At 61.4% G+C, this 26096-nt stretch carries 20 protein-coding genes and 1 pseudogene; 11 read left to right on the top strand and 10 right to left on the bottom strand.

The annotated features are described in order from the left end of the window. Positions 1-9: 9 nt before the first annotated feature. A complete protein-coding gene (locus tag PSEUDOMOFG3G_RS16820; protein WP_139050663.1) occupies positions 10-2046 on the bottom strand; it encodes an NADH:flavin oxidoreductase in 2037 nt (678 codons plus the stop codon). Positions 2047-2405: 359 nt separating this feature from the next. On the opposite strand from PSEUDOMOFG3G_RS16820, the gene PSEUDOMOFG3G_RS16815 reads away from it, so the two are divergent. Next, the gene (locus PSEUDOMOFG3G_RS16815) at positions 2406-3308 is read left to right on the top strand and encodes a glycine betaine ABC transporter substrate-binding protein (protein WP_076385501.1); all 903 of its coding nucleotides are present in this window, start codon (positions 2406-2408) and stop codon (positions 3306-3308) included. A 135-nt stretch (positions 3309-3443) separates the two neighbouring features. Here the strand turns inward: PSEUDOMOFG3G_RS16815 and PSEUDOMOFG3G_RS28420 are convergent, their stop codons facing one another. Continuing rightward, on the bottom strand, positions 3444-4211 hold the full coding sequence (locus PSEUDOMOFG3G_RS28420; protein WP_372241386.1) for a methyl-accepting chemotaxis protein: 768 nt from the start codon (positions 4209-4211) through the stop codon (positions 3444-3446). A 93-nt stretch (positions 4212-4304) separates the two neighbouring features. Beyond that, a pseudogene (locus tag PSEUDOMOFG3G_RS28415) lies at positions 4305-5387 on the bottom strand (cache domain-containing protein); the annotation flags it as partial. Positions 5388-5666: 279 nt separating this feature from the next. On the opposite strand from PSEUDOMOFG3G_RS28415, the gene PSEUDOMOFG3G_RS16805 reads away from it, so the two are divergent. After that, a complete protein-coding gene (locus PSEUDOMOFG3G_RS16805) occupies positions 5667-6707 on the top strand; it encodes a GlxA family transcriptional regulator (RefSeq protein ID WP_139050662.1) in 1041 nt (346 codons plus the stop codon). A gap of 82 nt (positions 6708-6789) precedes the next feature. Here the strand turns inward: PSEUDOMOFG3G_RS16805 and PSEUDOMOFG3G_RS16800 are convergent, their stop codons facing one another. Beyond that, positions 6790-7203 carry a hypothetical protein gene (locus tag PSEUDOMOFG3G_RS16800; protein ID WP_139050661.1) on the bottom strand — a complete coding sequence of 138 codons (414 nt, stop codon included), beginning with the start codon at positions 7201-7203 and terminating at the stop codon, positions 6790-6792. A gap of 313 nt (positions 7204-7516) precedes the next feature. Then, complete coding sequence (locus PSEUDOMOFG3G_RS16795; RefSeq protein WP_139050660.1) at positions 7517-8239, bottom strand: pirin family protein; 723 nt, start codon at positions 8237-8239, stop codon at positions 7517-7519. Positions 8240-8560: 321 nt separating this feature from the next. Here PSEUDOMOFG3G_RS16795 and PSEUDOMOFG3G_RS16790 point away from each other — a divergent pair, with 321 nt between their 5' ends. After that, a complete protein-coding gene (locus PSEUDOMOFG3G_RS16790; protein ID WP_139050659.1) occupies positions 8561-9511 on the top strand; it encodes a GlxA family transcriptional regulator in 951 nt (316 codons plus the stop codon). A 183-nt stretch (positions 9512-9694) separates the two neighbouring features. Continuing rightward, positions 9695-11173 (top strand): winged helix-turn-helix domain-containing protein, encoded by a 1479-nt coding sequence (locus PSEUDOMOFG3G_RS16785; protein ID WP_139050658.1) that lies wholly within the window; start codon positions 9695-9697, stop codon positions 11171-11173. Here PSEUDOMOFG3G_RS16785 and PSEUDOMOFG3G_RS16780 read toward each other — a convergent pair. Then, positions 11120-13930 (bottom strand): winged helix-turn-helix domain-containing protein, encoded by a 2811-nt coding sequence (locus PSEUDOMOFG3G_RS16780; protein ID WP_139050657.1) that lies wholly within the window; start codon positions 13928-13930, stop codon positions 11120-11122. The genes PSEUDOMOFG3G_RS16785 and PSEUDOMOFG3G_RS16780 overlap by 54 nt on opposite strands. A 346-nt stretch (positions 13931-14276) precedes the next feature. Here PSEUDOMOFG3G_RS16780 and PSEUDOMOFG3G_RS16775 point away from each other — a divergent pair, with 346 nt between their 5' ends. The 7 genes from PSEUDOMOFG3G_RS16775 (at position 14277) to PSEUDOMOFG3G_RS16745 (ending at position 21102) form a co-directional block, all read left to right on the top strand. Beyond that, positions 14277-15098: an alpha/beta fold hydrolase gene (locus PSEUDOMOFG3G_RS16775; protein ID WP_047229364.1), complete on the top strand. Its 822-nt coding sequence runs from the start codon at positions 14277-14279 to the stop codon at positions 15096-15098. A 132-nt stretch (positions 15099-15230) separates the two neighbouring features. After that, the gene (locus PSEUDOMOFG3G_RS16770; RefSeq protein WP_047229365.1) at positions 15231-16178 is read left to right on the top strand and encodes a LysR family transcriptional regulator; all 948 of its coding nucleotides are present in this window, start codon (positions 15231-15233) and stop codon (positions 16176-16178) included. Continuing rightward, positions 16175-16588 carry a DoxX family protein gene (locus PSEUDOMOFG3G_RS16765; protein WP_139050656.1) on the top strand — a complete coding sequence of 138 codons (414 nt, stop codon included), beginning with the start codon at positions 16175-16177 and terminating at the stop codon, positions 16586-16588. The genes PSEUDOMOFG3G_RS16770 and PSEUDOMOFG3G_RS16765 overlap by 4 nt, the downstream gene beginning before the upstream one ends. Beyond that, positions 16581-17207 (top strand): antibiotic biosynthesis monooxygenase, encoded by a 627-nt coding sequence (locus PSEUDOMOFG3G_RS16760; protein WP_139050655.1) that lies wholly within the window; start codon positions 16581-16583, stop codon positions 17205-17207. Before PSEUDOMOFG3G_RS16765 ends, PSEUDOMOFG3G_RS16760 begins: the two co-directional genes overlap by 8 nt. A gap of 145 nt (positions 17208-17352) precedes the next feature. Beyond that, positions 17353-19191 (top strand): amidohydrolase, encoded by a 1839-nt coding sequence (locus PSEUDOMOFG3G_RS16755; RefSeq protein ID WP_076385492.1) that lies wholly within the window; start codon positions 17353-17355, stop codon positions 19189-19191. A gap of 146 nt (positions 19192-19337) precedes the next feature. Then, positions 19338-19973, top strand: a complete 636-nt coding sequence (gene ycaC, locus PSEUDOMOFG3G_RS16750; protein ID WP_139050654.1) for an isochorismate family cysteine hydrolase YcaC — start codon at positions 19338-19340, stop codon at positions 19971-19973. 250 nt (positions 19974-20223) lie between these two features. Beyond that, the gene (locus tag PSEUDOMOFG3G_RS16745) at positions 20224-21102 is read left to right on the top strand and encodes a LysR family transcriptional regulator (protein ID WP_139050653.1); all 879 of its coding nucleotides are present in this window, start codon (positions 20224-20226) and stop codon (positions 21100-21102) included. A gap of 55 nt (positions 21103-21157) precedes the next feature. On the opposite strand, the gene PSEUDOMOFG3G_RS16740 is transcribed toward PSEUDOMOFG3G_RS16745, so the two are convergent. The 4 genes from PSEUDOMOFG3G_RS16740 to nuoM all read right to left on the bottom strand — a co-directional run bounded on the left by PSEUDOMOFG3G_RS16740 (position 21158) and on the right by nuoM (position 26074). Further along, positions 21158-21634: a hemerythrin domain-containing protein gene (locus tag PSEUDOMOFG3G_RS16740; protein WP_047227744.1), complete on the bottom strand. Its 477-nt coding sequence runs from the start codon at positions 21632-21634 to the stop codon at positions 21158-21160. Between the two features lie 201 nt (positions 21635-21835). Continuing rightward, complete coding sequence (locus PSEUDOMOFG3G_RS16735; RefSeq protein ID WP_139050652.1) at positions 21836-22939, bottom strand: NAD(P)/FAD-dependent oxidoreductase; 1104 nt, start codon at positions 22937-22939, stop codon at positions 21836-21838. A 131-nt stretch (positions 22940-23070) separates the two neighbouring features. Next, on the bottom strand, positions 23071-24534 hold the full coding sequence (nuoN, locus tag PSEUDOMOFG3G_RS16730) for an NADH-quinone oxidoreductase subunit NuoN (protein WP_047227742.1): 1464 nt from the start codon (positions 24532-24534) through the stop codon (positions 23071-23073). Between the two features lie 7 nt (positions 24535-24541). Next, complete coding sequence (gene nuoM, locus PSEUDOMOFG3G_RS16725) at positions 24542-26074, bottom strand: NADH-quinone oxidoreductase subunit M (RefSeq protein ID WP_047227741.1); 1533 nt, start codon at positions 26072-26074, stop codon at positions 24542-24544. Positions 26075-26096: the final 22 nt, after the last annotated feature.

Below are 26096 nucleotides of genomic sequence, written 5' to 3'. Positions count from 1 at the left end.
GCATGACCTTCAGACGTCTTTCACCAGCCGCAGTGCATCGTAGATAGCGGCATGGGTATTACGTGCCGACACCGCGTCGCCGATCCGGAACAGTTGGAAACGACCCTCGGGGTTGGTCACGATATTTTGGGTTTTCCCGGCGATCAGATCGTGCTGTTCAACCGCACCGTTGTTGCTCGAATGCGGGCGCAGGTCGAAGTACAGATCGTCCAGGGGCAGGGTGCCGTGGTTGATCACCACCTGATCGACCACGCGCTGCTTGTGCACTTGGCCATAATCGCTGCCGAAGCTGGCCACCAGCTGACCGTCGCGCGTCTCTACGGAGTCGACGCGATAGGTGACCGTGAAGGTGACGTTCAGGTCCTGCAGGCTGCGCATGTAAGGCACCAGGTTCATCGCCATCACCTCCGGCGCAAACGACCGGTCCGGCGTGACGATCTCCAGTTTTGCACCGCTGTTGGCAATGACCTCGGCCGCCTGTAGCGCCGCGTGGTCGCCGGCGTCGTCGAAGATCAGCACGTTCTTGCCAGGCTTGACGTCGCCGGAAATGATGTCCCAGGTCGACACCACCAGTTCATTGCCCTGCTTGAGCACCTCGGTGTGCGGCAAGCCGCCTGTGGCGACGATCACCACGTCCGGTTCCTCGGCGATGACGGTCTCGGCTTCGGCCCAAGTGTTGAAATGGAACTTCACGCCCAAGCGTTCGCATTGCGCCATGCGCCAATCGATGATGCTGATCATCTCGCGACGCCGTTCGCTCTGCGCGGTCAAGCGGATCTGGCCGCCGGGTTGGTCAGCCACCTCGAACACCGTGACGTCGTGGCCGCGCTCGCCGGCGACCCGCGCTGCCTCCAGGCCCGCCGGGCCGGTACCGATCACCACCACCTTGCGCTTGGTGGGTGCCTTGGGGATCTCGTGGGGCATGGTGGTTTCGCGCCCGGTGGCGGCGTTGTGGATGCAATACGCGGCGCCGCCCTGATAGATACGGTCCAGGCAGTAGTTGGCGCCGACGCAGGGGCGGATGTCTTCTTCGCGTTTTTCGATAATTTTGCGCACGATGTGTGGATCGGTCATGTGCGCCCGCGTCATGCCGATCATGTCCACCTTGCCCGAGGCGATGGCGTGCCGTGCCGTGGCCACGTCCGGGATCTTGGCCGCATGGAACGTCGGGAAACCGGTGGCCGAGCGGATCTCGCCGGCAAAATCCAGGTGCGGCGAGTTGCGCATGCCCTGGATTGGAATCACGTCGGTGAGGCCGGCATCGGTGTCGATGTGCCCGCGCACGACGTTGAGAAAATCGACCAGCCCACTGTCCTTGAGCATGTGAGATATCTGAATGCCGTCGCTGGCACCGAAGCCCCCCGGCAGGTTTTCATCGCCGGTGTAGCGCACTCCCAGCAGAAAGTCCTCGCCGCAGCGCTGGCGTATGCCACGCAGCACATCAAAAGTGAAGCGCAAGCGGTTTTCCAGCGAGCCGCCGTAGGGGCCGTCGAGGTCGTTGGTCAGCGGCGACCAGAATTGATCCATGAGGTGCCCGTACGCCTGTAACTCCAATCCATCAAGGCCTGCGGCCTTCATGCGTTCGGCGGCATCCACGTAGTCCTTGATGATCCGGTCGATGTCCCAGTCTTCCAGTTTCTTCGGAAAGGCCCGGTGGGACGCTTCGCGGCGATGAGAGGGCGATACGACCGGGAGCCAGTCGGCCTTGTCCCAGCGTGTACGCCGTCCCAGGTGGGTCAGTTGAATCATCACCGCGGCGCCATGTTCATGGCACTCGTCGGTCAGGTCCTTCATCCATTTGACCACCTCATCCTTGTACGCCAGCACGTTGTTGAACACCGGCGGGCTGTCACGGGAAACGGCAGCGGAACCTGCGGTCATGGTCAACGCCACGCCGGCCTTTGCCCGTTCAACGTGATACGCCCGGTACAGGTCCTTCGGCATGCCGTCGACGGGGTAAGCGGGCTCATGGGAGGTGGTCATGATCCGGTTTCTGAGCGTCAGGTGTTTGATCTTGTAAGGCTGCAGCAAGGGGTCGCTGGACATGGTGTTGCGCTCCGGAGCAGAACGTCAGGCGTGGTTTTGACATAACGGTAAGTTGGATGTTCATGTGTGTCAATTATTCAGACAGTGGTGTACATTTTTCTTGCGCCGTCAAAATGCCAGGATTAAGATCGGCTCGCAGCGAGGTGATTTGGCTTGCTCGGGGTGAGGGAACCCAGGCTTGGGCTCAAGAGGGCTAGAGGCACTGAAAATGTCTGCCGCAGTGAACGGCGCCATTGACCCCAACGTGAACGTAGAGATCAAAACCGCCTGAAGATGAGGGCGCTTTTGCGCTCATGAGTGAAGGTAATTGCTTCTGCTGTCCTGCCAACAACAACTCACACAGAACGCGGAGAGGCACTATGGTTACGTTATCCAGTAAGACTTTTAGCGGCTGGCTTGCAGGCCTGTGTATGGTCTTTTGCAGCTTGCTTGCCCATGCCGAGGAGCCTGCGCCTGTGCGCATTGGATGGGTGAATTGGTCGGATACGGAAATCGCTGTAAAGCTGGCAAGCACCGCCCTGCAAGACCACCTCAAGCAACCGGTCAAACTGGTGCTGGCCGATATCGGCATTCAGTTCCAGGCGCTGGCTAACGGTAATATCGACCTGATCCCGATGGTCTGGCTGCCGAGCACTCACAAAGCCTTCTATGACAAGTACAGCGACAAGCTCGAAGACCTTGGCGTGTTGTATGAAGGTCGGATCGGTATGGCGGTGCCAACTTCCATTGCCGCCAGTGAGATCGCCAGCATCGAGGATCTCAACAAACCAGATGTGCGGGAAAAGCTCGGCGGCAAAATCCTCACTTCAGAAGTGGGCAACGGCCAATACAAGCTGACAGAAAAAGCCATTGAGCTATACAAACTCGATGGCTACAAAATGGTTGCTTCGTCCGAATCCGGGATGTTGAGTGAGTTGGATCGTAACCTCAAGCGTGACAAATGGTCTTTGGTCAACGCCTGGAGCCCGCATTGGATGTTCTCCAAATGGTCGCTGCGCTATCTGGATGATCCCAAGAAGATTTTTGGTGGCGCAGAGCAGATTCACGCGGTGGCCCGCAAAGGTTTTAGCGCGGAATATCCCGACGTCGCCCGCTTCTTCACTCACTTCAATATTCCTCAAGCTGACCTTGAGAGATTGATGGCGGCGGCGCGGGACAGTTCGGCAGACAAGGTGGTCGCCGAGTACTACGCAGCCAACAAACCGCGCTTCGAGGCCATGTTTGGCGGGCAAACCGCATCGGTGACAACAGGGCCGCAATGACTCGGTGACACAGCAAGTGTGGGAGCGAGCCTGCTCGCGATAGCGTCAGCACATTCAATATCAATGCAAGCTGACCCACCGCCATCGCGAGCAGGCTCGCTCCCACATTTGGGGTGGCTGTCTCAGGCTCTACAACTAGAACTTGAACCGCCCCACCAACCCTTTGAGCTGTCCGGAAATATCCGTCAAGCGCCCCGAGCCCGTCTGCGCCGAGTGGGCATATTCTTCCACCAGTTGTGCATCGGTATGGATTTGCGAGATGTGCCGGTTGATGTCCTCGGCCACCTGGTGCTGTTCCTCGGCCGCCGTGGCGATCTGGGTGTTCTGGTCGCGAATCGAGTCCACCGAGATACGGATCTTGTCGAAGCTGTCGCGGGCCTGCTGGATGCGTTCAACGCTGGTTTTGGAGCCCTGCAGACTGCCCTGCATCTGCAGGGTGACTTCCTGGGTCCGGCGCGCGAGGTTGCCCAGCAGGCTGTCGATCTCGCCGGTGGAGTCGGCGGTACGCCGGGCCAGGGCGCGGACTTCATCGGCCACCACGGCGAACCCACGACCTTGATCGCCGGCCCGCGCGGCCTCGATGGCGGCGTTGAGGGCCAGCAGGTTGGTCTGTTCGGCAATCGAGCGAATGGTGTCGAGGATGGTGTTGATGTTCTTGCTGTCCTGCTCCAGCGCCTGCATGGTCTGGGTCGACTTTTGCAGATCCTCGCTCAATTTCAGCACACTGCCCGTGGCTTCGCCGATGTGATGCTGGCCGTCGTGCACGTCGCGATAACCTTCGTCCGCGCTGGAGGCCGCCTGGCTGCAAGAGCGGGCGACCTCATTGGCGGTGGCGACCATTTCGTTGAACGCGGTGCTTACCAGTTCAACGGCCTGGCGTTGACGTCCGGCGGCTTCGTTCATGTTTTGCGCCACTTCGCTGGTATCGGCGGCGGCGCTTTGCAGGTCGGAGGAGGCGCTGCCGATGCGCTGCACCAGTTGGGCGATCATGCCCAGGAACTGGTTGAACCAACTGGCCAGGGTGGCGGTTTCGTCCTTGCCTTGCACCGAGAGCTTGCGGGTGAGGTCGCCTTCACCTTCGGCGATTTCCTGCAGGCCATTGGCGACACCGCGAATCGGTCGCACGATCACGCTGGCGAAACTGGCGCCGACGATGGCGAACACCACTGCCAGCGCGGCGGCGATGATGGCGATCAACCAGGTCAGGCTCGCGGCTTCGGCCATGACTTCGTCGCGTTTGATCAGGCCGATGAAGCGCCAGCCCAGGCCTTTGGAACTGACGACGTTGGCCATGTAGGGCACCCCGTCGATCTCGATCTGAGTCACGCCATCACCGCTTTTGGCCAGTTCGGCATAGTTGGGGCCAATTTCTGCCATGGGCTTGAAGTTGTGCTTGGCATCGCTGGGATCGACCAGGACGTTGCCATTGGCTTCGACCAGCATCAGGTAACCGCTATCGCCCAGCTTGATGTTCTTGACCAGTTCGGTCAGTTGCTTGAGCGACACATCCAGGCCCACCACACCCACCAGCTTGCCGGCGGCGTCGGAGACCGTATGGACGATGCCGATCAGCGACACGTCGTCCGGTGCCCAGTAATAGGCGTCTGTGCGCACGGTGGTGCCCGGCGAAGCGATGGCGGCCTTGTACCAGGGGCGTACGCGGGGGTCGTAATTGGAAATTTTGGGGTCGTCAGGCCAGCTGGCGTAACCGCCGTCGGCCAGCCCCAGAGAAAGATAGGCGGTGGTCGGGTGGCTTTTGGCGAATCTGTCGAATATGTCCAGCAGCTGTTTGTTGTTCTCAGGCAGCGGAATTTGTGCAGCGTCGGCACCGGAATAATTTTTCAGATCCTTGGCCGCGATAATCCGTGGGTCCTTGGCGAAGAACTCGACGTTCTGGCTGATGCCATCGAAGAACTGCTTCATGCCGTTGTCGATCTGGCGGATTTCACGGCCGCTGCTGTCCAGGAAGTTGGTTTGTGCGGCGTCGCGCAGGTTCAACACGACCAGCACCGCCACCAGGATAACTGGCAGGCAGGCGATGGCCGCGAACGCCCATGTCAGCTTCTGTTTGATATTCATGACTTCTCCCGCGGATATTTATAGGTGTTGAAACGGCGGAAACAGGAAACAGTAGCGGTGCGCGTTGCGAGTTTCTGGAACGGGGGAAGCGCCCATGCGTACCTACACGATATCGACCAGAATCGACGGTACTTGAGGTCGAGGAGGGGGCGATGACCCTGCGGTGTCGCGAGTCGATTGCAGCCGTCGTGGTTAATCTGGAAGATGTGCCAATTGCTCTGCTGCTTAAAGCGCGAGCGTGATGCAAGTCCTGATGCCTTCATGTATTGACGAGGCCCTATGCCAAGCGCATTCGAGAGCGTACTTAAAAACAAAAACATGGCTTACCGGCCGCTCGGATCCTCAGGTGCTGACCAGGCTCCGGTTCGTGTCGCGTTCGTATTGATGGACAACTTCTCGATGATGTCCTTTACCGGTGCGGTGGATGCGCTGGTGACGGCCAACCTGATGAGCGACAGGCCTCTGTATGAGGTGCTGACGGTTGGGGCCTCGGGGAGTCAGGTGACCAGTGACCTGGGGATCGTCATCTCGGCCGATATCGAGTTGGCGCAGTTGCCGGAAAACCAGGACGTCCTGATCGTCGCCGGTGGCTTTCGCGTGAAGTTGCAGGGCATGCCGCTGCTGCGACGCAAGCTGCGCGCCAACGCCGCGTCCGGTTCAATACTGGGCGGGTTGTGGAACGGCGTTTTTTTCGTCGCCGATGCCAGTTTGCTCGATGGTTTCGAGTGCGCGGTTCACCCGGAAAGTCGCGCCATGATGGCGGAGGTTTTTCCCCATGTGAAAGTTTCCAGCCGCGCTTATGTGGTGGACCGGCAGCGGGTCAGTTGCGCAGGTGCCAACAGCTCGCTGCGCATGATGCTTCAGTTGATCCGCCAGACGGGAGGCGAAGCGCTGGTGGGGGCGATCGAGGAGATCCTGCGGTGTGATGAGTCGGGCGACGCGTCGGATCTGCCGCCGGTCTTCGTCGAAACCGATCCGACGCTGCCAGAAAGTCTCAAGCTGGCGTTGGAGTTGATGTGGCAAAACATCGAGGAGCCGTTGACCATCGATGAGCTGGCGGCATGCGTGAAGATTTCCAAGCGGCAGTTGGAGCGGCGCTTCTGCAGTTTCCTCGGCGCAACCCCGACACGTTATTACCTGGAACTGCGCCTGACCCGTGCGCGCCAACTTATCCAGCAGACCAATCGATCCGTCACAGAAATCGCCGTGGCGACGGGCTTTGTCAGCTCGCCGCACTTTCAGCGTCGTTTTCGGGATTTCTTCGGCGTTCCGCCTGGCAGTTATCGTTCGACGTTTGAGCGAAAACAAGCGTTGCGCTGAGGTCGCGCAGTTCACGCGGGCCTGCGCTAACGTGTGGCGTTGGCGCAGGTGCGAAGGTGCACCGCAGACCGGCGGCGTGGAATCAGGTTTTATCGTCGGGCAGTTCGTCGGCAGGCAGCTTGTCTGTCTGCGAGGCGGTCTGGGAGGCGGTCATGGTTGTACCCTTGCAGAGCACTTTGCCAACCTCGTCGGCTATCGAGCCTTCAATAATGCGACCTTGCATCTGGTCGAACTGGGCTTTTTCCAGGCCATCGAGGCTGTTGTACATCCCCATGTGGCGAACATTGCGCGAGGCGCAATCGATTTCCAGTTTTGTATAGTTGGTAAAGTAGCGGCCCGATCTTTGCAACGTGGCCTGGATGGATGAATCGCTTTCAACAAACGAGACGATGGAGTATTCAGCGTCTGAATCGTCGTATTGGTAGGTGATTGTCTGGACGTCCGCAGTGGCGCAGCACGCAACGGATAGTGCAACGAAAGAAATAACCGTTTTCATACTTTCTTCCATGAAATAAGCAGAAGCCAGGGGATTTTAATGGCCAAGTGAGATCATTTTGCTTGGCTTGTAACATTCAGTCAATATCACAGAGTGATGGCATCGCCCACCATTGGTCTGAAAGTTCAGTTGAACGGGAACTTATCCAGGCGTTTTTCCCATCAACCAAAGAGCGCATGGAAGGAGGGCGCCGCCCTTGGATCCCATGCGCTACCTCTGATAGCAAAGCTCGATTGCGCCGGATTGCCCGACTTTTTTTAGACGCTTTTAGCGCCCATTGCTCAAGTGTTATAGCCGCGGTAATGGCGACCGCTCATGGCATCTGCGGCAATTCCTGTGGACGCAGATCAAACACCAGGACCTCGGCATCCTGACCGTTGCTCAACGTCAGCAGCTGTTCCTCGCGCACCCGTACACCGTCACCTTCCTGTAACGGCACCCCATTGAGCTCGACACTGCCGCGGGCTACATGCACGTAGGCATAACGATCAGGCGCCAATGTCAGGGTGGCGTTTTCCTTGCCGTCGAACAGCCCGGCATAGACCCGTGCGTCCTGGCGCACCTGGAGCGAGCCGTTGGCGCCGTCCGGGGAAATGATCAATTGCAGACGACCCCGTTTCTGTTCGGCGCTGAAGTGCTCCTGCTGATAGCGCGGTGTGACGCCACTGACGTTGGGCACGATCCAGATTTGCAGGAAGTGCACCAGCTCCTCGGCACTGTGGTTGAACTCGCTATGGGCCACGCCGCTGCCGGCGCTCATCAGTTGCACATCACCGGGGCGAATGACGGAGCCGGTACCCAAGGTGTCCTTATGCTCCAGCGCGCCTTCAAGTACATAGGAAAAAATCTCCATGTCCCGATGAGGATGCTGGCCGAAGCCCTTGGCCGCGGCGACCCGGTCGTCGTTGATGACCAGCAGGTCGGAGAAGCCTTGTTCATTGACGTTGCGGTAGCTGGCAAAGGAAAAGGTATGGAACGAGGTCAGCCAGCCGTGGCGGGCAATGCCGCGGTCTGAAGCTTTGCGAAGGGTCAGCATGGTAGCTCTCCTGATGTGTATGGGCGGCGGCGTTGGGCGTTCGCCAGGTTCAGAAGAAGGTTAATGGTTATTGAATTGTTCAATAAGCAGGTGGAAAACGAAATACTGTCCGTTTTGAGTGGACAATAAGCGGTGCCTACCCGCAGGCGCGTGGCTTCGACATAATGTTGGTTTTGCAGGCTACACAAACCCTGTGGGAGCGAGCCTGCGTGCGTAAAGCCGCTTCAGCTTGGCCCTTTGTTGGTTGCCAGTGCGCTATCGTGAGCTGGCTCGCTCCCACAAGTGGCATCTGCAGGTCCTGAATATTTTGGCGTATTTTTGATGAAAACCGTTGCAATGGTGCTGTTCCCGGATTTTTTATTGCTCGACATGGCCGGGCCTCTTGAAGTGTTTTCCATCGCCAATCGTTACCTTGAACCCGCTCTTCGTTATCAATTGCTGACCCTGGGAACCGAGCGCGGCGCGTTGCGAGCGTCCAATGGCGTGGCGGTACAGGCCGATATCCACATCGACCAGGCTTGGGCGGCCTATGACGTGTTGCTGGTGCCGGGTGGGCCGGGCGCCTATAACGACCAGCATCCGGGATTGCACACCTGGTTGCGCGCGGCAGCGCCGCGGGCCACGCGCTACGGCTCCATTTGCACCGGCGTATTTGTGCTAGGCGAGGCAGGGCTGCTTGACGGCTACCGCGTCACCACCCATTGGCACTACACCGAACGCCTGATCCAGCGTTTCCCCAAGGCACGGGTGGAGACCGACAAAATCTTCCTGCAGGATCGACGCTTGTTTACCTCCGGTGGGGTCACCGCCGGCATCGACCTGGCGTTGTCCATCGTCGCTCAGGACCACGGTCGTAAAGTCGCGCTGGATGTGGCCAAGGTGTTGCTGGTGGTGATGAAGCGCCAGGGCGGCCAGGCGCAGTTCAGCCCGCTGGTGGCGGCGGTGGCGGCTCAAGAGTCTGCCATTACCCGGGTGCAGCATCATGTGATGGAGCACCTGGAGGAACCGTTCACCATCGAACGCATGGCCGCGATCGCCGCCATGAGTTCGCGCCATTTCGCCCGGATGTTCGTTCGCGAAGTGAAGATGACGCCCATGGAGTTCCTGCAAGGTGCGCGCATCGACCGCGCCCGCCAGTTGCTGGAATCCACGGATTTGCCCCTCAAGACCGTGGCGTTTCGCAGTGGCTTCGGCAGTGTGCGGCACATGCGCTCGCTGTTCAGCGAAAAGCTTGGCCTGACCCCCGTGCAATACCGCCAGCAGTTCAGTTGAGCCGTCGGTGTCCGTCCAGGGCACCGCAATGTCCGTGATGCGCCCTGTGCCAGCATTGTCCTCTGGGCGATGGCTGCCAAGATAACCGCGAACCCTCTTGAAAGGATGCGCAGGAGCCAGGGCAGACGCGTTCGGATTGCCGTAGTGTCATGCCCGCGATGGTTATCCGGCGCTGGATCGCCCATGAACAGTTTCGCCAGACCCGACACCGAGCCGGCGGTGTGCTTCGGCCCGTTTAGCTTTTATCGCCAGCAGCGACTTGTCACGCGTGACGGCGAGCCTCTGGTATTGGGCGGTCGCGCCCTGGACATTCTTCAAGTATTGCTGGAGAACGCCGGTCACTTCGTCAGCAAGCAAGCGCTTATCGCGCGCGTCTGGCCTGACAGCGTGGTGGAAGACATCAACCTGCGGGTGCACATCGCGGCGCTGCGGCGGGCTTTCGGTGACGCGGCGCAGGGGGCGCGCTACATCCTCAATCATCCCCGGCAGGGCTATTGCTTTGCCGCGCCCGTGGTCGTGGATGCTGACGTCGAGCAGCCGATCGAGCGCCACAACCTGCCCGCGCGCCTGAGCCCGGTGATCGGTCGCGACAAAGTGCTGGGCCGGTTGCTCAGCGAGGTGCCCCGTCAGCGCCTGACCACCGTGACCGGACCGGGTGGGGTCGGCAAGACCACCGTGGTGCTGCGGGTGGCCGAACTGTTGCTGGAACACTTTGACCACGGTGCCTGGTTTGTGGACCTGTCCGCCATCAGCGACCCGTCGCAGGTGACGAGGCAGGTTTCCCGCACCCTGGGCCTGGGACATGGCGCCTTGGGCCAGCAACTGAAATCCTGGCGGGTTTTGCTGGTGCTCGATGGCGGCGACCATCTGCTCGACGCCTGCCGGGACCTGGCCCGGGCGTTGGGCGCATCGGCCCCGCAGGTCTCGCTGTTGTTCAGCAGCCGCGAGCCCTTGAATCTGACGGATGAGCGCGTCGTACAACTGCCGGGGCTGACAGTGGCCTCGCCCCGTGAGCCGGCGCACCAGATATTGGCGTGTCCGGCGGTGCAGTTGTTGATCGATCAGGTCGCTGCCCGGCAGCAGGGTTTCGAGCCCAATGACCGCGAGCTGGCGGTGATTGTCCAGATATGCCAACGCCTGGACGGGTTGCCGCTGGCGCTGGAACTGGCGGCGGCCCAGGTGGGTGTGTTGGGCGTGGTGGGGGTCTTGGAACAGTTGGATTGTGGGCTGTCACTCTTGAACCATGGACGCCGCACGGCTGTGGCGCGCCATCGCAGCCTGGAGGCCATGCTGGATTGGAGTTTCGAGCGTTTGAGTGACGATGAGCAAGCCGTGTTCCAGCGCCTGGCCGTGTTCGATGGGCCGTTTACGCTCAAGGCTGCGCTGGCCGTCATCAGTTGTGCCGAGCTGGAAGCAGGGCAACTGCCTGGTCTGCTGTCACGGCTGGCGAACCAATCGCTGGTCATGGTTGAGCAGTGCGTGGACGGGGTTCGGTTCCACTTGCTCCACACCACGCGCGCCTATGCCCTGGAAAAATTGCGGCGCAGTGGTCAGTGGGTTGTTTTCAGCCGGCGCCACGCGCTGCAAGAAGCCTGGGAGGTTCGTCGTTCAAGGCCCCAGCCGTCGGGCCAGTTTTTGCAGGAGCGCGCCAGCTTGCTGTAGGTCGGGGGTGTTGAACCCTTCGCTGAAACGACGATAGACCGGCCCGAGCAGATCCTGGGCGGCATGGTCCATGCCCCGGCGTTGCCACAGCCGGGCCAGGGACATGGCGCTGCGCAATTCCCAAGCCAAGGCATTTTGCCGCCGGGCCACCGTCAGGGCGCTCAGCAGTTGCTCTTCGGCGCAGCGCTCAAGGGCGGGGTCGTTTTGCGCCAGCAGGGCTTCGGCATCGGCCCGCAAGATCTCCGCCGAACACCAGCCTGCCGCACCGTTGCGGGCGCGCTCGACCTGTGCCTGGTTGACGCAATCGATGCGCAGGGTGACGACGATGTCCTCGATCAGTCCTGCGTGGGTCGAACTCGCTTCCAGGGTTTCGTCATCGAAAGCGCGGGCATAGTGGCTGGCCCAGTCATGGAACAGCATGACCGAATGTTTTTTCGCCTGGTGCTTCAACAGTTCGAGCCTTTCCCGGGCGCGTGAATGATCGCCGTTGTAGTTCGCAATCACACAACCGCTCAGCGCCAGGGTGTAGCAGATCGAGATGCCGTGGTTGATCTGCAAGGCAATCTGCAGCGCAAGGTCGGCGGTGCGCCGGGCTTTCTCGGCAAAGCCTTGCAGCCAGAGAATGCGCGCCAGCACGGTCAGTGCCGCCACGCTCTGATCGTATTGCACGCCGAAGCCGTGGGAGAAACGGCTGAGGTGGCCGCTCTGGGCCAGGCGCTGGATCACTTGTTCGGCATCACGCCGGGCGGCCGTCTGGTCGCCGGTGAAATGCTGCGCCAGCACCCGCAGGCGTTGGGTGCTCAAGGACAGGGTCGGGTCGCCGTGCATGCCCAGTCGGTCGAAATCCAGGCTTTGCTCCAAGGCCTCTTGGTAGTTGCCGCAGCTGAGGTTGACGGTCATGAGCCCCGACACGGCTCGCAGCTCGCCAGCCAGGTCCTGGCATTGTTGCGCCAGCCCCCGGGCCGTGGTGAAGGCTTCGACAGTGGCAGGCGTGCCGCCTTGGGTATGGTAATTGAAACTGGCATGGGCCAGTTCCAGGGCCAGGGTCAGTCGTGGGCACGGCACGGGGCTTTGGCGCAATAACGCCCGCGCCTTGCTCACGTAAAGCCCGTGCTCCCTGAGCAGCGACAACTCCTGCCAGAGGGGCAGGGTGCGGGCAGTCAGGCGGATCGCTACCGCATGCGACCCCTGCGGGCCCAGCCCTCGGTCGAGCGCGGCACGGATGTCGTCGCGATAGAGGGCGTAGCGGGCGATCCACTGCCGCGTGGGGGTCGTTTCCCAGTCTTTTTCGGCATGCTCCATCAGTGTCAGGCAGCGCTCGGCGTGACGCTGGTGGCTGGCAGCCAGTTCCCCGGCTTCAGTCAGTTTTTCCAGGGCATAGCTGCGGGTGGTGTCCAGCAGGCGATAACGCACCTCTTCATCGCCGACCTCGACGTTGAGCAGCGATTTGGCGACCAGCTGGCTGACCGACATCAGCACCTGGTCCGGCGCGATATGTTGACCCACGATCACCGCTGCGGCCGACGCCAGATTGAAGCTGCCCATGAACACCGCCAGCCGTCGCAGGCAGGTTTGCTCGCAGTCGGTAAGCAGCGCAAAACTCCAGTCCAGCGTGGCCCGCAGGGTTTGCTGGCGTGGTGCGGCGACGTTGGTGTCGTTGTGGAGCAGGGCGACGCTGTCTTGCAGTTGCCGGTGAAGTGCCTCCAGTCCGAATACCCCGATCTGACCGGCGGCCAGTTCGATGGCCAGGGGGATACCGTCCAGCCGACGGCAGATGTCGACCACCAGCGGTATGTCCTGATCCGTCAGCTCGAAGCTGTCATGACTGGCCATTGCCCGTTCGGCGAACAACTGCAGCGCCGGGAACTCCAGGGCCGGATACCCCTCGATGGGCATCTCCCGGGGTGGGAACGCCAGGGAATCCAGATGCTGCACGTGCTCGCCTTCGGCCCGCAGGCCTTCGCGGCTGGTGGCCAGGATGTGCAAGTGAGGCGCACCGCGCAGCAGGGTTTCACTGAGCTGGGCGATGGCATCGATCAGGTGCTCGCAGTTATCGATGACCAGCAGCAGGTGTTGCTCTTTGAGTCGCCGGGTGATGGCATCCAGCGGGTCGCCTTCATGCAGCGGCAGGTCCAGCAGCGCACACAGGTTTGGGACAATCATGCACGGATCGTTGAGCGACGCCAGGTCCAGCAGGTAGGCGCCGTCGCGGTAGTGACCGATCAACCGCTCAGCGACACGCAAGGCGACGGTGGTCTTGCCGATCCCGCCGGTACCCACCAGGGTGATGAACCGTTTTCTCGGCAGCTGGGCCACCAGGTTTTCCACCAGCCCCTGGCGTCCGATCAGCCGGGTGCGGCGCGGCGGCAGGTTGTGGGCCAGGGAAGGGTGCGGGATGCGCGCCAGTTGCTCGACCGGCTCCAGGGACACCGGTGCGACGAAACTGTAACCGCGCTGCGCCACAGTGATGATGTAACGCTGCCCGGACTGGCCGTCTCCCAGGGCCTTGCGCAGCGCCGCCACGTGCACCCGCAGGTTGGTGTCTTCCACCACGCTCTTGGGCCAGACACGGGCCATCAGTTCGTGCTTGCTCACCACGTTTCCAGCGTGTTCGAGCAATACCAGCAGGATCTCCACTGCCCGGCGTCCCAGGCGCAACGGCTGCCCGGCCTCCAGCACCAGCCGCTGGCGAGGATGGACGCGGTAAGGGCCGAAATGCACCGTCTGTTCGACAGGCAGGTTGAGGTATTGGCTCATGTTGCTCTCAATGTTCTGGTCCCGGTGCAGGGGGCTTTTCCCGAGCATATTCCTCAGGTTTTGTTTCAAGCGCAACGGTGAACGTTTTCCAGACGCCGCATTCTCTGTGGCGAGGGAGCTTGCTCCCGCTGGGCTGCGAAGCGGCCCCCAAGGCCCCGTTCCCAATCAATCTGGCACGCCGAGGTGACAGTCTTGGGGCTGCTGCGCAGCCCAGCGGGAGCGAGCTCCCTCGCCACAAAAGCAGTTTTCACACCAACGCTCCAAAAAAATTAACAACGTTTAACTCACGCAAATGCCCCCTCTGACCGGACCATTGAGCAATCCACCCACCTCAAGGAGTCACGTCATGAGCACCTTCATCACCCGCGACGGCACCGAGATCTACTACAAGGATTGGGGCAGTGGTCAACCGGTGGTCTTCAGCCACGGCTGGCCGTTGAACTCGGACAGTTGGGAGGCGCAGATGATGTTCCTGGCGTCCAACGGTTACCGCGTGATCGCCCATGACCGCCGCGGGCACGGGCGCTCCAGCCAGCCTTGGGACGGCAACGACATGGACACCTATGCCGATGACCTGGCCGAGCTGATCGAGCGGTTGGACCTCAAGGAAGCGGTGCTGCTGGGCTTCTCCACCGGCGGTGGCGAAGTCGCCCGCTACATGGGTCGTCATGGTGCCGCCCGCGTCGCCAAACTTGGGCTGATTTCGGCGGTGACCCCGTTGATGCTCAAGACCCCGGCCAACCCGGGTGGCTTGCCCGTGCAGGTGTTCGACGGTTTCCGCCAGGCCTCCCTGGCTGACCGATCTCAGCTATACAAAGATGTGGCCAGTTCGTTCTTCGGTGCCAATCGGCCGGGCGCCAAGGTCTCCCAAGGCATGATCGACTGGTTCTGGATGCAGGGCATGCTCGCCGGTCACAAGAACACCTACGACTGCATCAAGGCGTTCTCGGAGACGGATCTGTCCGAAGACCTGCGCAATATCGATGTGCCGACCCTGGTGGTGCATGGCGATGATGATCAGGTGGTCCCCATCGAAACCGCCGGCATCGCCGCCGCCAAGTTGCTCAAGAACTCGCAGTTGCTGATCTACCCTGGCGCGCCGCATGGCCTGACCGATACCCACAAGGACCGCCTGAACGCGGACCTGCTGGCGTTTATCCAGGGTTGACCAAGCCGCAAGCCTGTGGGAGCGAGCCTGCTCGCGAAAGCGGTGGGTCAGCTGGCACTTATGTCGACTGTGCTACCACATTCGCGAGCAGGCTCGCTCCCACAGGACCGGTATTCAACAGGAACAACACCCATGAACCGCAATGATTTACGCCGCCTCGACATGAACCTGCTGGTGATCTTCGAGGCGCTGATGTTCGAGAAGAACCTGACCCGTGTCGCCGAAAAGCTGTTCATGGGCCAGCCGGCGGTAAGCGCTGCGCTGGGACGGCTGCGGGATCTGTTTGACGATCCGCTGCTGATCCGCAACGGTCGCGGCATGGAGCCGACGCCGCGGGCCCTGGCGATCCTGCAGGAACTGCAGCCGGCCATGGATACGATTTCGGGCGCGGTCAGCCGGGCCAAGGCTTTCGATCCATCCACCAGTTGCGACGTGTTCCGCATCGGTTTGTCCGACGATGCCGAATTCGGCCTGTTTCCACCCTTGCTCAGTCAACTGCGCGAAGAAGCACCCGGCATCATTGTGGTGGTGCGCCGGGCCAATTTTCTGCTGATGTCGTCGCTGTTGGCCAGTGGTGAAATCAGCGTCGGCGTGAGTTACACCACCGACCTGCCGGCCAATGCCAAGCGCAAGAAATTGCGCGACATTCCCTGCAAGGTCTTGCGCGGAGACCAGCGCCCTGGGCCGCTGACCCTGGACGAATACTGCGCGCGGCCCCATGCCATGGTTTCGTTTTCGGGCGACCTGAGCGGCAACATCGACCTGGACCTGGCTCGCATCGGTCGAACGCGCAAAGTGGTGTTGGCGGTGCCGCAGTTCAGCGGTCTGCGAGCCTTGCTGGCAGGCACCGAACTGATCGCCACCGTGCCTGACTACGCCGCCTGCGCGCTGGTGGAAGGCTGCGCGTTGCGCGCGGAGGATCCGCCGTTCCAGATCAATGCCGCCGAGTTGTCGATGGTTTGGAGCGGTGTGCATGACAACGATCCGGCCGAGCGCTGGCTGCGCTCGCGCATTGCCACCCACATGTCTCAATCGTTACCGGCCGCCGCCTATGCGGATCTGGATGGAGTACAGCGATGAGCAATGTGCACGAACGTTCCCTGCAGGATCTGGGTTTGCTGTTTCTGCGCCTGAGCGGTGGGCTGTTTTTACTGTGGGTCCACGGTCTGCCCAAGCTGTTGCATTACAGCGTTGAGCTGACGCGCATCGAGGATCCGTTTCACCTGGGCGCCGCGCCCACCCTGATGCTGGCGATTTTCGCCGAAGTGCTTTGCCCCCTGTTGATCATGGCCGGGGTCCTCGTGCGTCTGGCGTGCGTGCCCATCCTGTTTCTGCTGGCCGTCGCACTTGTGGTGGTACACCCGCAGTGGACCCTGGAAGAAGGGCAGTTCGGCTGGCTGCTGCTGATTGTATTTACCAGCGTGTTGATTGCCGGGCCTGGGCGTCTGGCGATGAACACGCGTTTTGTTGGAGTGCTACGTCATGTCTGAATCTCAAACCGTTGAATCCACCAGCGGCCCTGCAAAACCCGGCTTCGACGAAATCGTCACCCTGGTGATCAAGCACCGGATCAAGTCCGGCCAGGACGCGGCTTATGAGGCCTGGTTGCGCCGCACCGTGCGGGTGGCTGGTCAGTGGCCTGGGCACTTGGGTGTGGATGTGGTGCGGGGCAAGCTGGGCGGGCTGTCGCTGTTTACCTGCGTGCTGCGTTTCTGCTCCACCGAGGCGATGCAACGCTGGCTGGATTCGCCCCAGCGCCGCGAGCTGGTGGAAGAGGCCGCGCCGCTGCTGGCTGATGGCGACCAGACCGAAGTCGCCCCCCACAAGGAGTTCTGGTTCGCCCCGCTGGCCGATGCCGCCATTCCTCCGCCACGCTGGAAACAGGCGGTGGTGACGCTGTTGGTCATCCTGCCCCACACCTTGCTGGTACCGCTGATCTGGGGGCCTGTGCTGCAACTTCACGCATTTCTTTCCAACTACGTAGTCGCCACATTCCTGATCACCCTGACCATCGTGCTGTCGGTGGTGTACGTGTGCATGCCGCTGGCCACCCGCCTGTTCGCGCCGTGGCTAGAAGCCTCCCAAACCCACGAACACCTGGAGCCCTAAGCAGCGCCGAGCTGTTGTGACAAACACTGTTGTGGCGAGGGGATTTTGTGGCGAGGGGATTTATCCCCGCTGGCTGCGGAGCAGCCCCCTGCTAAATGCCACCACCGATTGATTCACCTGCACATTTATCGCCAAAGGAAGTCTGATGAACGCCGATCTGATTCTATTCAATGGCCAGTTCCATACCGTCGACCGTGAGAAACCCCGCGCCAGTGCGGTCGCCATCAGCCAGGGGCGCTTCGTCGCGGTAGGGACCGACGCCGAGGCCATGGCCCTGCGCGGCAGCGGCACCCAGGTTATCGATCTCAAGGGCCGTACCGTCATCCCCGGGCTCAATGACTCGCACTTGCACCTGATCCGTGGTGGCCTGAACTACAACCTGGAACTGCGCTGGGAAGGCGTGCCTTCCCTGGCCGATGCCTTGCGCATGCTCAAGGACCAGGCCGATCGCACACCGACGCCGCAATGGGTGCGGGTGGTGGGCGGCTGGAACGAATTCCAGTTTGCCGAAAAACGCATGCCGACCCTTGAAGAACTCAACCAGGCAGCCCCGGACACCCCGGTATTCGTCTTGCACCTGTATGACCGAGCCTTGCTCAACCGCGCGGCGCTACGAGTTGCTGGCTACACCCGCGATACGCCAAACCCGCCGGGCGGCGAGATCGTGCGCGACAGCAAGGGCGAACCCACCGGCATGCTGGTGGCGCGGCCCAACGCAATGATCCTTTACTCGACCTTGGCCAAGGGGCCGAAGCTGCCTTTGGAGTACCAGGTCAACTCCACGCGCCAGTTCATGCGTGAACTCAATCGCCTGGGCCTGACCAGCGCCATTGATGCCGGCGGCGGTTTCCAGAATTACCCGGATGATTACGCGGTGATCGAGCAGTTGGCCCGGGAGCAGCAGTTGACGGTGCGCATCGCCTACAACCTGTTCACCCAGAAGCCCAAGGAAGAACTCACCGACTTCAAGAACTGGACCGGCAGCGTCAAGTTGCACCAGGGCGATGACTTCCTGCGGCACAACGGCGCCGGTGAGATGTTGGTGTTTTCGGCAGCGGATTTTGAAGACTTCCTCGAACCGCGTCCGGACCTGCCACCGGGCATGGAGCAAGATCTGGAGCCGGTGGTTCGGCACCTGGTGGAGCAGCGCTGGCCGTTCCGCCTGCATGCCACCTATGACGAATCCATCAGCCGCATGCTCGATGTGTTCGAGAAGGTCAACCGCGACATTCCGTTCAACGGTCTGCCGTGGTTCTTCGACCACGCCGAGACCATCACACCGAAGAACATCGAACGCGTGCGAGCGCTGGGCGGCGGTATCGCAATCCAGGACCGCATGGCCTTCCAGGGTGAATATTTCGTCGATCGCTACGGTGCCAAGGCCGCCGAAGCCACGCCACCGATCAAGCGCATGCTGGCCGAAGGCGTACCGGTGGGGGCTGGTACCGACGCTACTCGGGTGTCGAGCTACAACCCCTGGACCTCGCTGTACTGGATGGTCAGCGGCCGCACCGTCGGTGGCCTCTCGTTGCACGAAGAAGGCCTGCCGCGCCTGACGGCGCTGGAACTGTTCACCCATGGCAGCGCCTGGTTCTCCTCGGAGCAGGGCAAGAAAGGCCAGATCAAGGTCGGCCAACTGGCGGACCTGGCGGCACTGAGCGCGGATTTCTTCAGCGTCGAGGAAGAGGCCATCAAGTGGATCGAGTCGGTGCTGACAGTGGTCGACGGCAAGGTGGTGTACGCCGCCGGCGACTTCGAAAAACTCGGCCCCGCCAGCGTGCCGGTACTCCCGGACTGGTCGCCGGTGGTCAAGGTGCCCGGCCACTGGCGTCCGACTTCACCGTTGCAGGCGCAAGTCCACCAGTGCAGCGGCCCGTGCACGGTGCACGCCCATAGCCATGAACGGGCGCGGCTGTCGAACGTTCCAGTCAGCGATTTCCAGGGCTTCTGGGGCGCGTTTGGCTGTTCCTGTTTTGCTTTCTGACTAACGCACCGATTTTCTCCTGTGGGAGCGAGCTTGCTCGCGATGGCGGCGGAACATTCAACATCGCCTCCGCCTGACATTCCGCTATCGCGAGCAAGCTCGCTCCCACAGGGTTTTGTCACAAACCATCCCAAAGGAGTCATCCCATGAGCAACGTTCCTGCTTACGCTTACAATCGCCTGAACAAGGACGACGCAGTCGTTCTGCTGGTCGATCACCAGACGGGTCTGATTTCCCTGGTCCAGGACTTCTCGCCCAACGAGTTCAAGAACAACGTGCTGGCCCTGGCTGACCTGGCGAAATTCTTCGAGCTGCCAACCATCCTGACCACCAGCTTCGAACAAGGCCCCAACGGCCCGATCGTGCCGGAGCTCAAGGAAATGTTCCCGGACGCGCCGTACATTCCGCGCCCAGGCCAGATCAACGCCTGGGACAATGAAGACTTCGTCAAGGCGATCAAGGCCACCGGCCGCAAGCAACTGATCATCGCTGGCGTGGTAACCGACGTCTGCGTGGCATTCCCGACGCTGTCGGCGCTGGCCGAAGGTTTCGAAGTGTTCGTCGTCACCGACGCTTCGGGCACGTTCAACGAAACCGTGCAACAGGCGGCCTGGGTGCGCATGACGGCTGCTGGCGCGCAGATGATGAACTGGTTCTCGGTGGCCTGTGAGCTGCACCGCGACTGGCGCAACGACATCGAAGGCCTGGGCAATCTGCTGTCCCAGCGTATTCCCAACTACCGCAACCTGATGAACAGCTATTCGGCGCTGACCGCCAAGTAAGCTGAGTGGTTGCTGCTGGATGACGCCCGCCTTGTGCGGGCGTTTTTGTGCCTGGCATCCACTTTTCGGCAAGCTGATCGGCCGTCATCGCGAGCAGGCTCGCTCCCACATTTATTCAGGGTGACCACAAGATCCTTGTGGGAGCAAAGCTTGCTCGCGATGACGGCTACACCTTCACCCTCTATGCAACCTGTCTCACCCTATCCACAATACCCACCAGAACATCCTGACTGTCCACCCTGGAATGACAATGAACCCCTTCGAAGAAATGCGCATTTTTGCCCAGGTCATGGAGTCGGGCAGTTTCACCGCGGCGGCGGAAAAGCTCGGGCTGTCCAAGCAGTTCGTCAGCCGCAAGCTCATGGAACTGGAGCAACGACTGGGCGTGCGTTTGCTCAATCGCTCGACACGACGGCTGGATGTGACACCGCTGGGCCAGCGCTATTACGAAGCAGCGCTGCGCCTGCTCAGTGAAGTCGAACAGGTGGAGCAGGGCATCAGCGGCCAGACCAGCGAGCCTCGCGGCACCATTCGTCTTAGCGCACCACTTTCGTTCGCGGTCGCGCACCTGGGCAGCCTGTTACCGCTGTTCTTGCAGCGCCACCAAGAGGTGAGTGTCGAAGTGGATTTGAGTGATCGCTCGGTTGACCTGCTGGGGGAAGGCTACGACATTGCGCTGCGCATTGGCGTGCTGGAGGATTCGACGTTGATCGCCCGGCGTATCGCGACCATCGAGCGAGTGTACTGCGCTAGCCCCGCCTACCTGGCGCAACGCGGTACGCCCGAACGGCCCGAAGACCTGCGCAATCACGATTGCCTGCCCTATGGGCATAGCCGTCAGGTGCAATGGCGGTTCGGTGGACGCAGCAAACCGCTGACCCTGGAGGTCGCCGGACGCATGCGTGCCAATAACGGCGATTTACTCAGGGACGCGGCTATCGCGGGCATGGGCATCACGTATCTGCCGACGTTCATTGTCGGAGAGGCATTGAAGGACGGTCGATTGATCAAGGTGCTCGAAGGCTTCGAGACAGAGGCCTTGGCGCTGTCGGCGGTCTATCCGCAACATCGGCAAAGTTCGCGCCCGGTGCAGGCGCTGGTGGAGTTCTTGCGAGAACAGATGCAGTGAGCTGCCCGGCTGCGTTCAGCCGTGGCAAACGGCTGAACGCATCGGCAGCGCCTGATCAAGCGGCCAGGCTGGAGCTGCTCATTTCTTTTTTGTACTGCGCCTTCATGGCTTCCATCTGCTCGCCCAACGACTCCAGCGTCGCTTTGCCCAGCAGTTTTTTGGCTTGAGGGAACATCTCGGTTTCCTCTTCTTCGATATGGTGCTCAAGCAACTCTTTGACCACTTTCACCCGGCCGGCAAATTCTGGGGTGGACGGGTCGGTGTTCTTCAGGTCCGGCAGCACCAGCGAGTCGACGGTGCGGTGCTCTTCCTTGGCCTCATAGTACATCTCGGCCTGCTCCTTGCCGCCGGCCTGCTTGTAGGCCGGATAGAGAATCTCTTCTTCCAGTCGGGTATGAATGGAGATTTCCATTTCCAGCTTCGCCAACAGGTCGGTGCGTTTCTTGATGCCCCGGCTGGTTGATTCGCTCAGCTGGGCAAGGATGGCCTTGACGCGTTCATGGTCGGCTTTCAACAGGTCGATGGCGTTCATATGTAGCTCCTGGCAATTCACGGATGCGGGCCGGCTTCAAGCGCCAACGCCGCGTTACAGGGAAATTGCATCAGTCGTGCCAGCCAAGGAGTTATATAAACTCGTTTTAAAACAACAGGTTATATCGGCCTGTTTTTTGCGGGTCGTGCAGCCTGCATGAGGGCATGGAAAAATGCATTGCACTTTGCGCTGCCCCCACCGCTAGACGATCAGTTGCCGCACCCGCCCGGCAAGCGCCAGGCAGGAGGTCAGCCCTGGCGATTCGATCCCGAACAGATTGATCAGCCCCGGGACCTGATGCTCGGCGGGGCTGCTGATGAGGAAGTCCCGGGCCGGCTCATCGGGGCCGGAAATTTTCGGACGGATGCCGCTGTAGCCCGGTTGCAGGCTTTGGTCCGGCAAGCCAGGCCAATAATTGCGAATCGCCGGGTAGAAGGCCTCGGCCCGGGCCGGGTCCACGCGGTAGTCCTCGCGCTCGAGCCACTCGGTGTCCGGGCCGAATCGGGCCTGGCCCGCCATATCCAAGGTCATGTGAATGCCCAGGCCGGCAGCTTCCGGAGCGGGGTAGATCAGATGCCGGAAAGGCGCGCGTCCAGTCAGGCTGAAGTAGCTGCCCTTGCACAGATAATCGCGGGGCACCGAGTGCGGCGTCAGGCCTTCGATACGGCGGGCGAGGGCGGGCGCCTGGAGGCCGGCGGCGTTGATCAGTCGGCGGCAGGACAGACTCATCTGCGCCGTACCACCCAGCTCCAGCATGAAACCTCCGGTGATGGTCCGTGCCCTCAGCAAGGGCGTGTGGAATACGATGTCGGCACCGGCCGCTTCGGCATCCCCCTGCAAGGCCAGCATCAGTGCGTGCGCGTCGACGATACCGGTGGAAGGCGAATACAGCGCGGCCACGCACGCCAGAGCGGGCTCCAGCTCCAGCGCCTGCTGTTGATCGAGCAGACGCAGGTCGTCGACACCGTTCTTCAATCCTCGCTCAAGCAAGGTCTTGAGCCCCTCCACCTGAAGCTGATCCTTGGCAACGATCAATTTGCCAAGCCTGTGGGTCGCGACCCCGTGACTCTCGCAATACGCGTACAACCGCTGGCGACCCTCGACGCATAGTTGCGCCTTGAGGCTCCCCGGAGGGTAATAAATGCCGGCATGGATGACTTCGGAATTGCGCGAGCTGGTGCCCATGCCGATGGCTTCGCCGGCTTCGATCAACAGCACTTCGTGACCGGCCTGAGCCAGTTCCCGAGCCACGGCGAGCCCGACCACGCCCGCGCCCACCACCACGCAATCGATGTCCATGCCCAAAGCCTTTCCCTCTTGGAGTCGTATGTTCAAGCGCCTCAGGATAGCCCGAGGTAGGCGACTTCTACAGCCAAAAAAAAAAATGCCCGTATCCAGCGATACGGGCATTTTTTGATGCTACAGCGTTCGGGTGATCAACCCGTCAGGCCGGCCTGCTGAACCAGGGTCAGCAACGGCTGCGGGTACACACCGAGGAAGAAAGCCAGTACGGCGATAGCCAGCAGCATCACGCCGCCTGCCTTCTGTTCCCAGTGCAACTCGGCATCGTGGCGACGCAGGTTCGGTTCCATCAGGTACAGGGTGACCATCACGCGCAGGTAGTAGAACACGCCGATGGCACTGCCCAGCACCAGGGAGCCGACCAGCCACCATTGGTGAGCCTCGACGCCGGTGGCAATGATGTAGAACTTGCCGATGAAGCCTGCGGTCAGCGGGATGCCGGCCAGGGACAGCATCATCACAGTCAGCACGGCGGTCAGGTACGGACGGCGCCAGAACAGGCCGCGGTATTCGTACAGAGCGTCGGCGTCACGGCCGTTGTACGGCGAGGACATCAGGGTGATCACGCCGAACGCGCCGAGGCTGGTGATCACGTAGGTGACCAGGTACACGCCGATGGCTTCCACCGCCAGGCCCTTGCTGGCGATCAGCGCGATCAGCAGGTAACCGAAGTGGGCGATGGACGAGTAACCCAGCAGACGCTTGAGGTTGCTCTGGGTCAGCGCCAGCAGGTTACCGAACAGAATCGACGCGATGGCAATGATGGTCAGCACGTCACTCAGCACACCGCTGCTGGCCACTGGCGAGATCTGGAACAACCGCACCATCACCGCGAACACTGCGACTTTCGACGCGGTGGCCAGGAACGCCGCCACCGGCGCCGGGGCGCCTTCGTAGACGTCCGGGGTCCAGAGGTGGAAAGGCACCAGCGACAGCTTGAACGCCAGGCCGATCAGCATCATGCCCAGGCCCAGTTGCGCGATCGGGCTAGGCAGGCCGGTGGCCGCCAGGGCCTGACCGATGCCGACGAAGCTCAGGGTACCGGCTTCGGCGTAGAGCAGGGCCATGCCGAACAACAGGAACGCGGAACCGGCGGCCGACAGCACCATGTACTTGATGCCGGCTTCCAGGGAGCGCTTGTTGAAGAAGGCATAGGCCACCAGACCGTAGACCGGCACCGACAGCAGCTCCAGACCGATGAACAGGCTGGCCAGGTGCTGCGCGCTGACCAGGACCAGGCCACCGGCGGCGGCCATCAGGATCAGCAGGTACAGTTCTTCACGGTTGCCCGGGTAACCCGTACCGCCATCGCCGAGGTAGGCGTGGGCGAGGGTGACGCAGGCGAGGGTGGCGACCAGGATCAGCGCCATGTACAGGCAGGCGAAGCTGTCGATCTGCAACAGCGGGGTGACCGCCAGCGGCGCGACTTTCAGGGCCGGCAAAATCGACAGCAGGGCCAGGTTCAGCCCCGCCACCGACAGCAGGAAGGTCTGTGAGTGATTGCGCCGCCAGGCGATCGCCAGCATCACCACGATGATCGTGGCGCTGGTGATCAACAGCGGCGCAAGCGCGATAAAGTGTTGAATCGTGAATTCCATAGCGCTCTTACCGGGCCGAAGCGAGTTGAGAGAAGGCGGTGCCGAGCCACTGCTGCACGCCATGCATCGTGGCGGCAGAGGTGTCGAGGAACGGTTGCGGGTAGACGCCGAGGTAAACCAGCAGCACCGCAAGGCCGAGCACCATGATCAGTTCGCGACCGTCCATGCCGCGCAGCACTTCATCCGACTTGGTCGGGCCGAAGTAGGCGCGGTGGATCATGATCAGCGAGTAGACCGAACCGAATACCAGGCCAGAGGTGGCGATGGCGGTGATCCACGGAGCGCTGACGAACGAGCCGATCAGGATCAGGAACTCGCCGACGAAGTTACCGGTGCCCGGCAGGCCCAGGGACGCCGCGGCGAAAAACAGACTGATGGCCGGCAGGTAAGCGATGCGCGACCAGATACCGCCCATTTCACGCATGTCCCGAGTGTGCAGACGCTCGTACAACTGGCCGCTGAGGATAAACAGTGCCGCAGCCGACAGGCCGTGGGCCAGCATCTGGATCACCGCGCCTTGCAGGGCCAACTGGCTGCCGGAGTAGATCCCGATCAGCACAAAGCCCATGTGCGAAACACTGGAGAAGGCGATCAGGCGCTTGATGTCGGTCTGGGCGAACGCCAGGAACGCACCGTAGAAAATCCCGATCAGACCCAGGGTCATGGCAATCGGCGCGAACTCGGCCGAGGCATTGGGGAACAGCGGCAGGGCGAAGCGCAGCAGGCCGTAGGCGGCGGTCTTGAGCAGGATACCGGCCAGGTCCACGGAACCTGCGGTCGGCGCCTGGGCGTGGGCGTCCGGCAGCCAGGAGTGGAACGGCACCACCGGCAGCTTCACCGCGAAAGCGATGAAGAAGCCCAGCATCAGCACATACTCGGTGGTGCGCGACATCTGCACTTTCAACAGGTCGGCGTAGTTGAAGGTAATCACGCCGGTGTTGTTGAAGTTGACCAGCACCAGGCCAAGGATCGCCACCAGCATGATCAGGCCGGAAGCCTGGGTGAAGATGAAGAACTTGGTCGCCGCGTAGATCCGGGTTTTCTTGCCGTCCGAAGAACTGTGACCCCAGAGCGCGATGAGGAAGTACATCGGCACCAGCATCATTTCCCAGAAGAAGAAGAACATGAACAGGTCCAGCGCCAGGAACACGCCGACGACACCGCCCAGGATCCACATCAGGTTCAGGTGGAAGAAACCGACGTGACGCTGGATCTCTTTCCAGGAGCACAGGACCGAGAGGATACCCAGCAGGCCGGTCAGCAGGATCATCAGCAGCGACAGGCCGTCGAGAGCCAGATGCACGCTGATACCGAAGCGTTCGATCCAGATGTGCTTGAACTCAAGCGCCCAGGTTGGATCGGCGCCAGGGGCCGGAGCAAATGAATAGTCGCCGGTCGCCCAGAGCCAGAGGCCGAGTGCGAGTTCCAGGGACATGGTCAGCAGCGCAATCCAGCGCGGGAGGGTGGAGCTTGAACGCTCCGCCATCCAGCACAGCAGGCCGCCGATGAAGGGGATCAGGATTAGCCAGGGCAGAATCATGACGGGCTCGTTTCCTTTCGCA

Source organism: Pseudomonas sp. FG-3G (genome assembly GCF_901007645.1).
Taxonomy (GTDB): Bacteria; Pseudomonadota; Gammaproteobacteria; order Pseudomonadales; family Pseudomonadaceae; genus Aquipseudomonas; species Aquipseudomonas rhizophila.
This window is presented reverse-complemented; position numbering and strand designations above follow the sequence as displayed.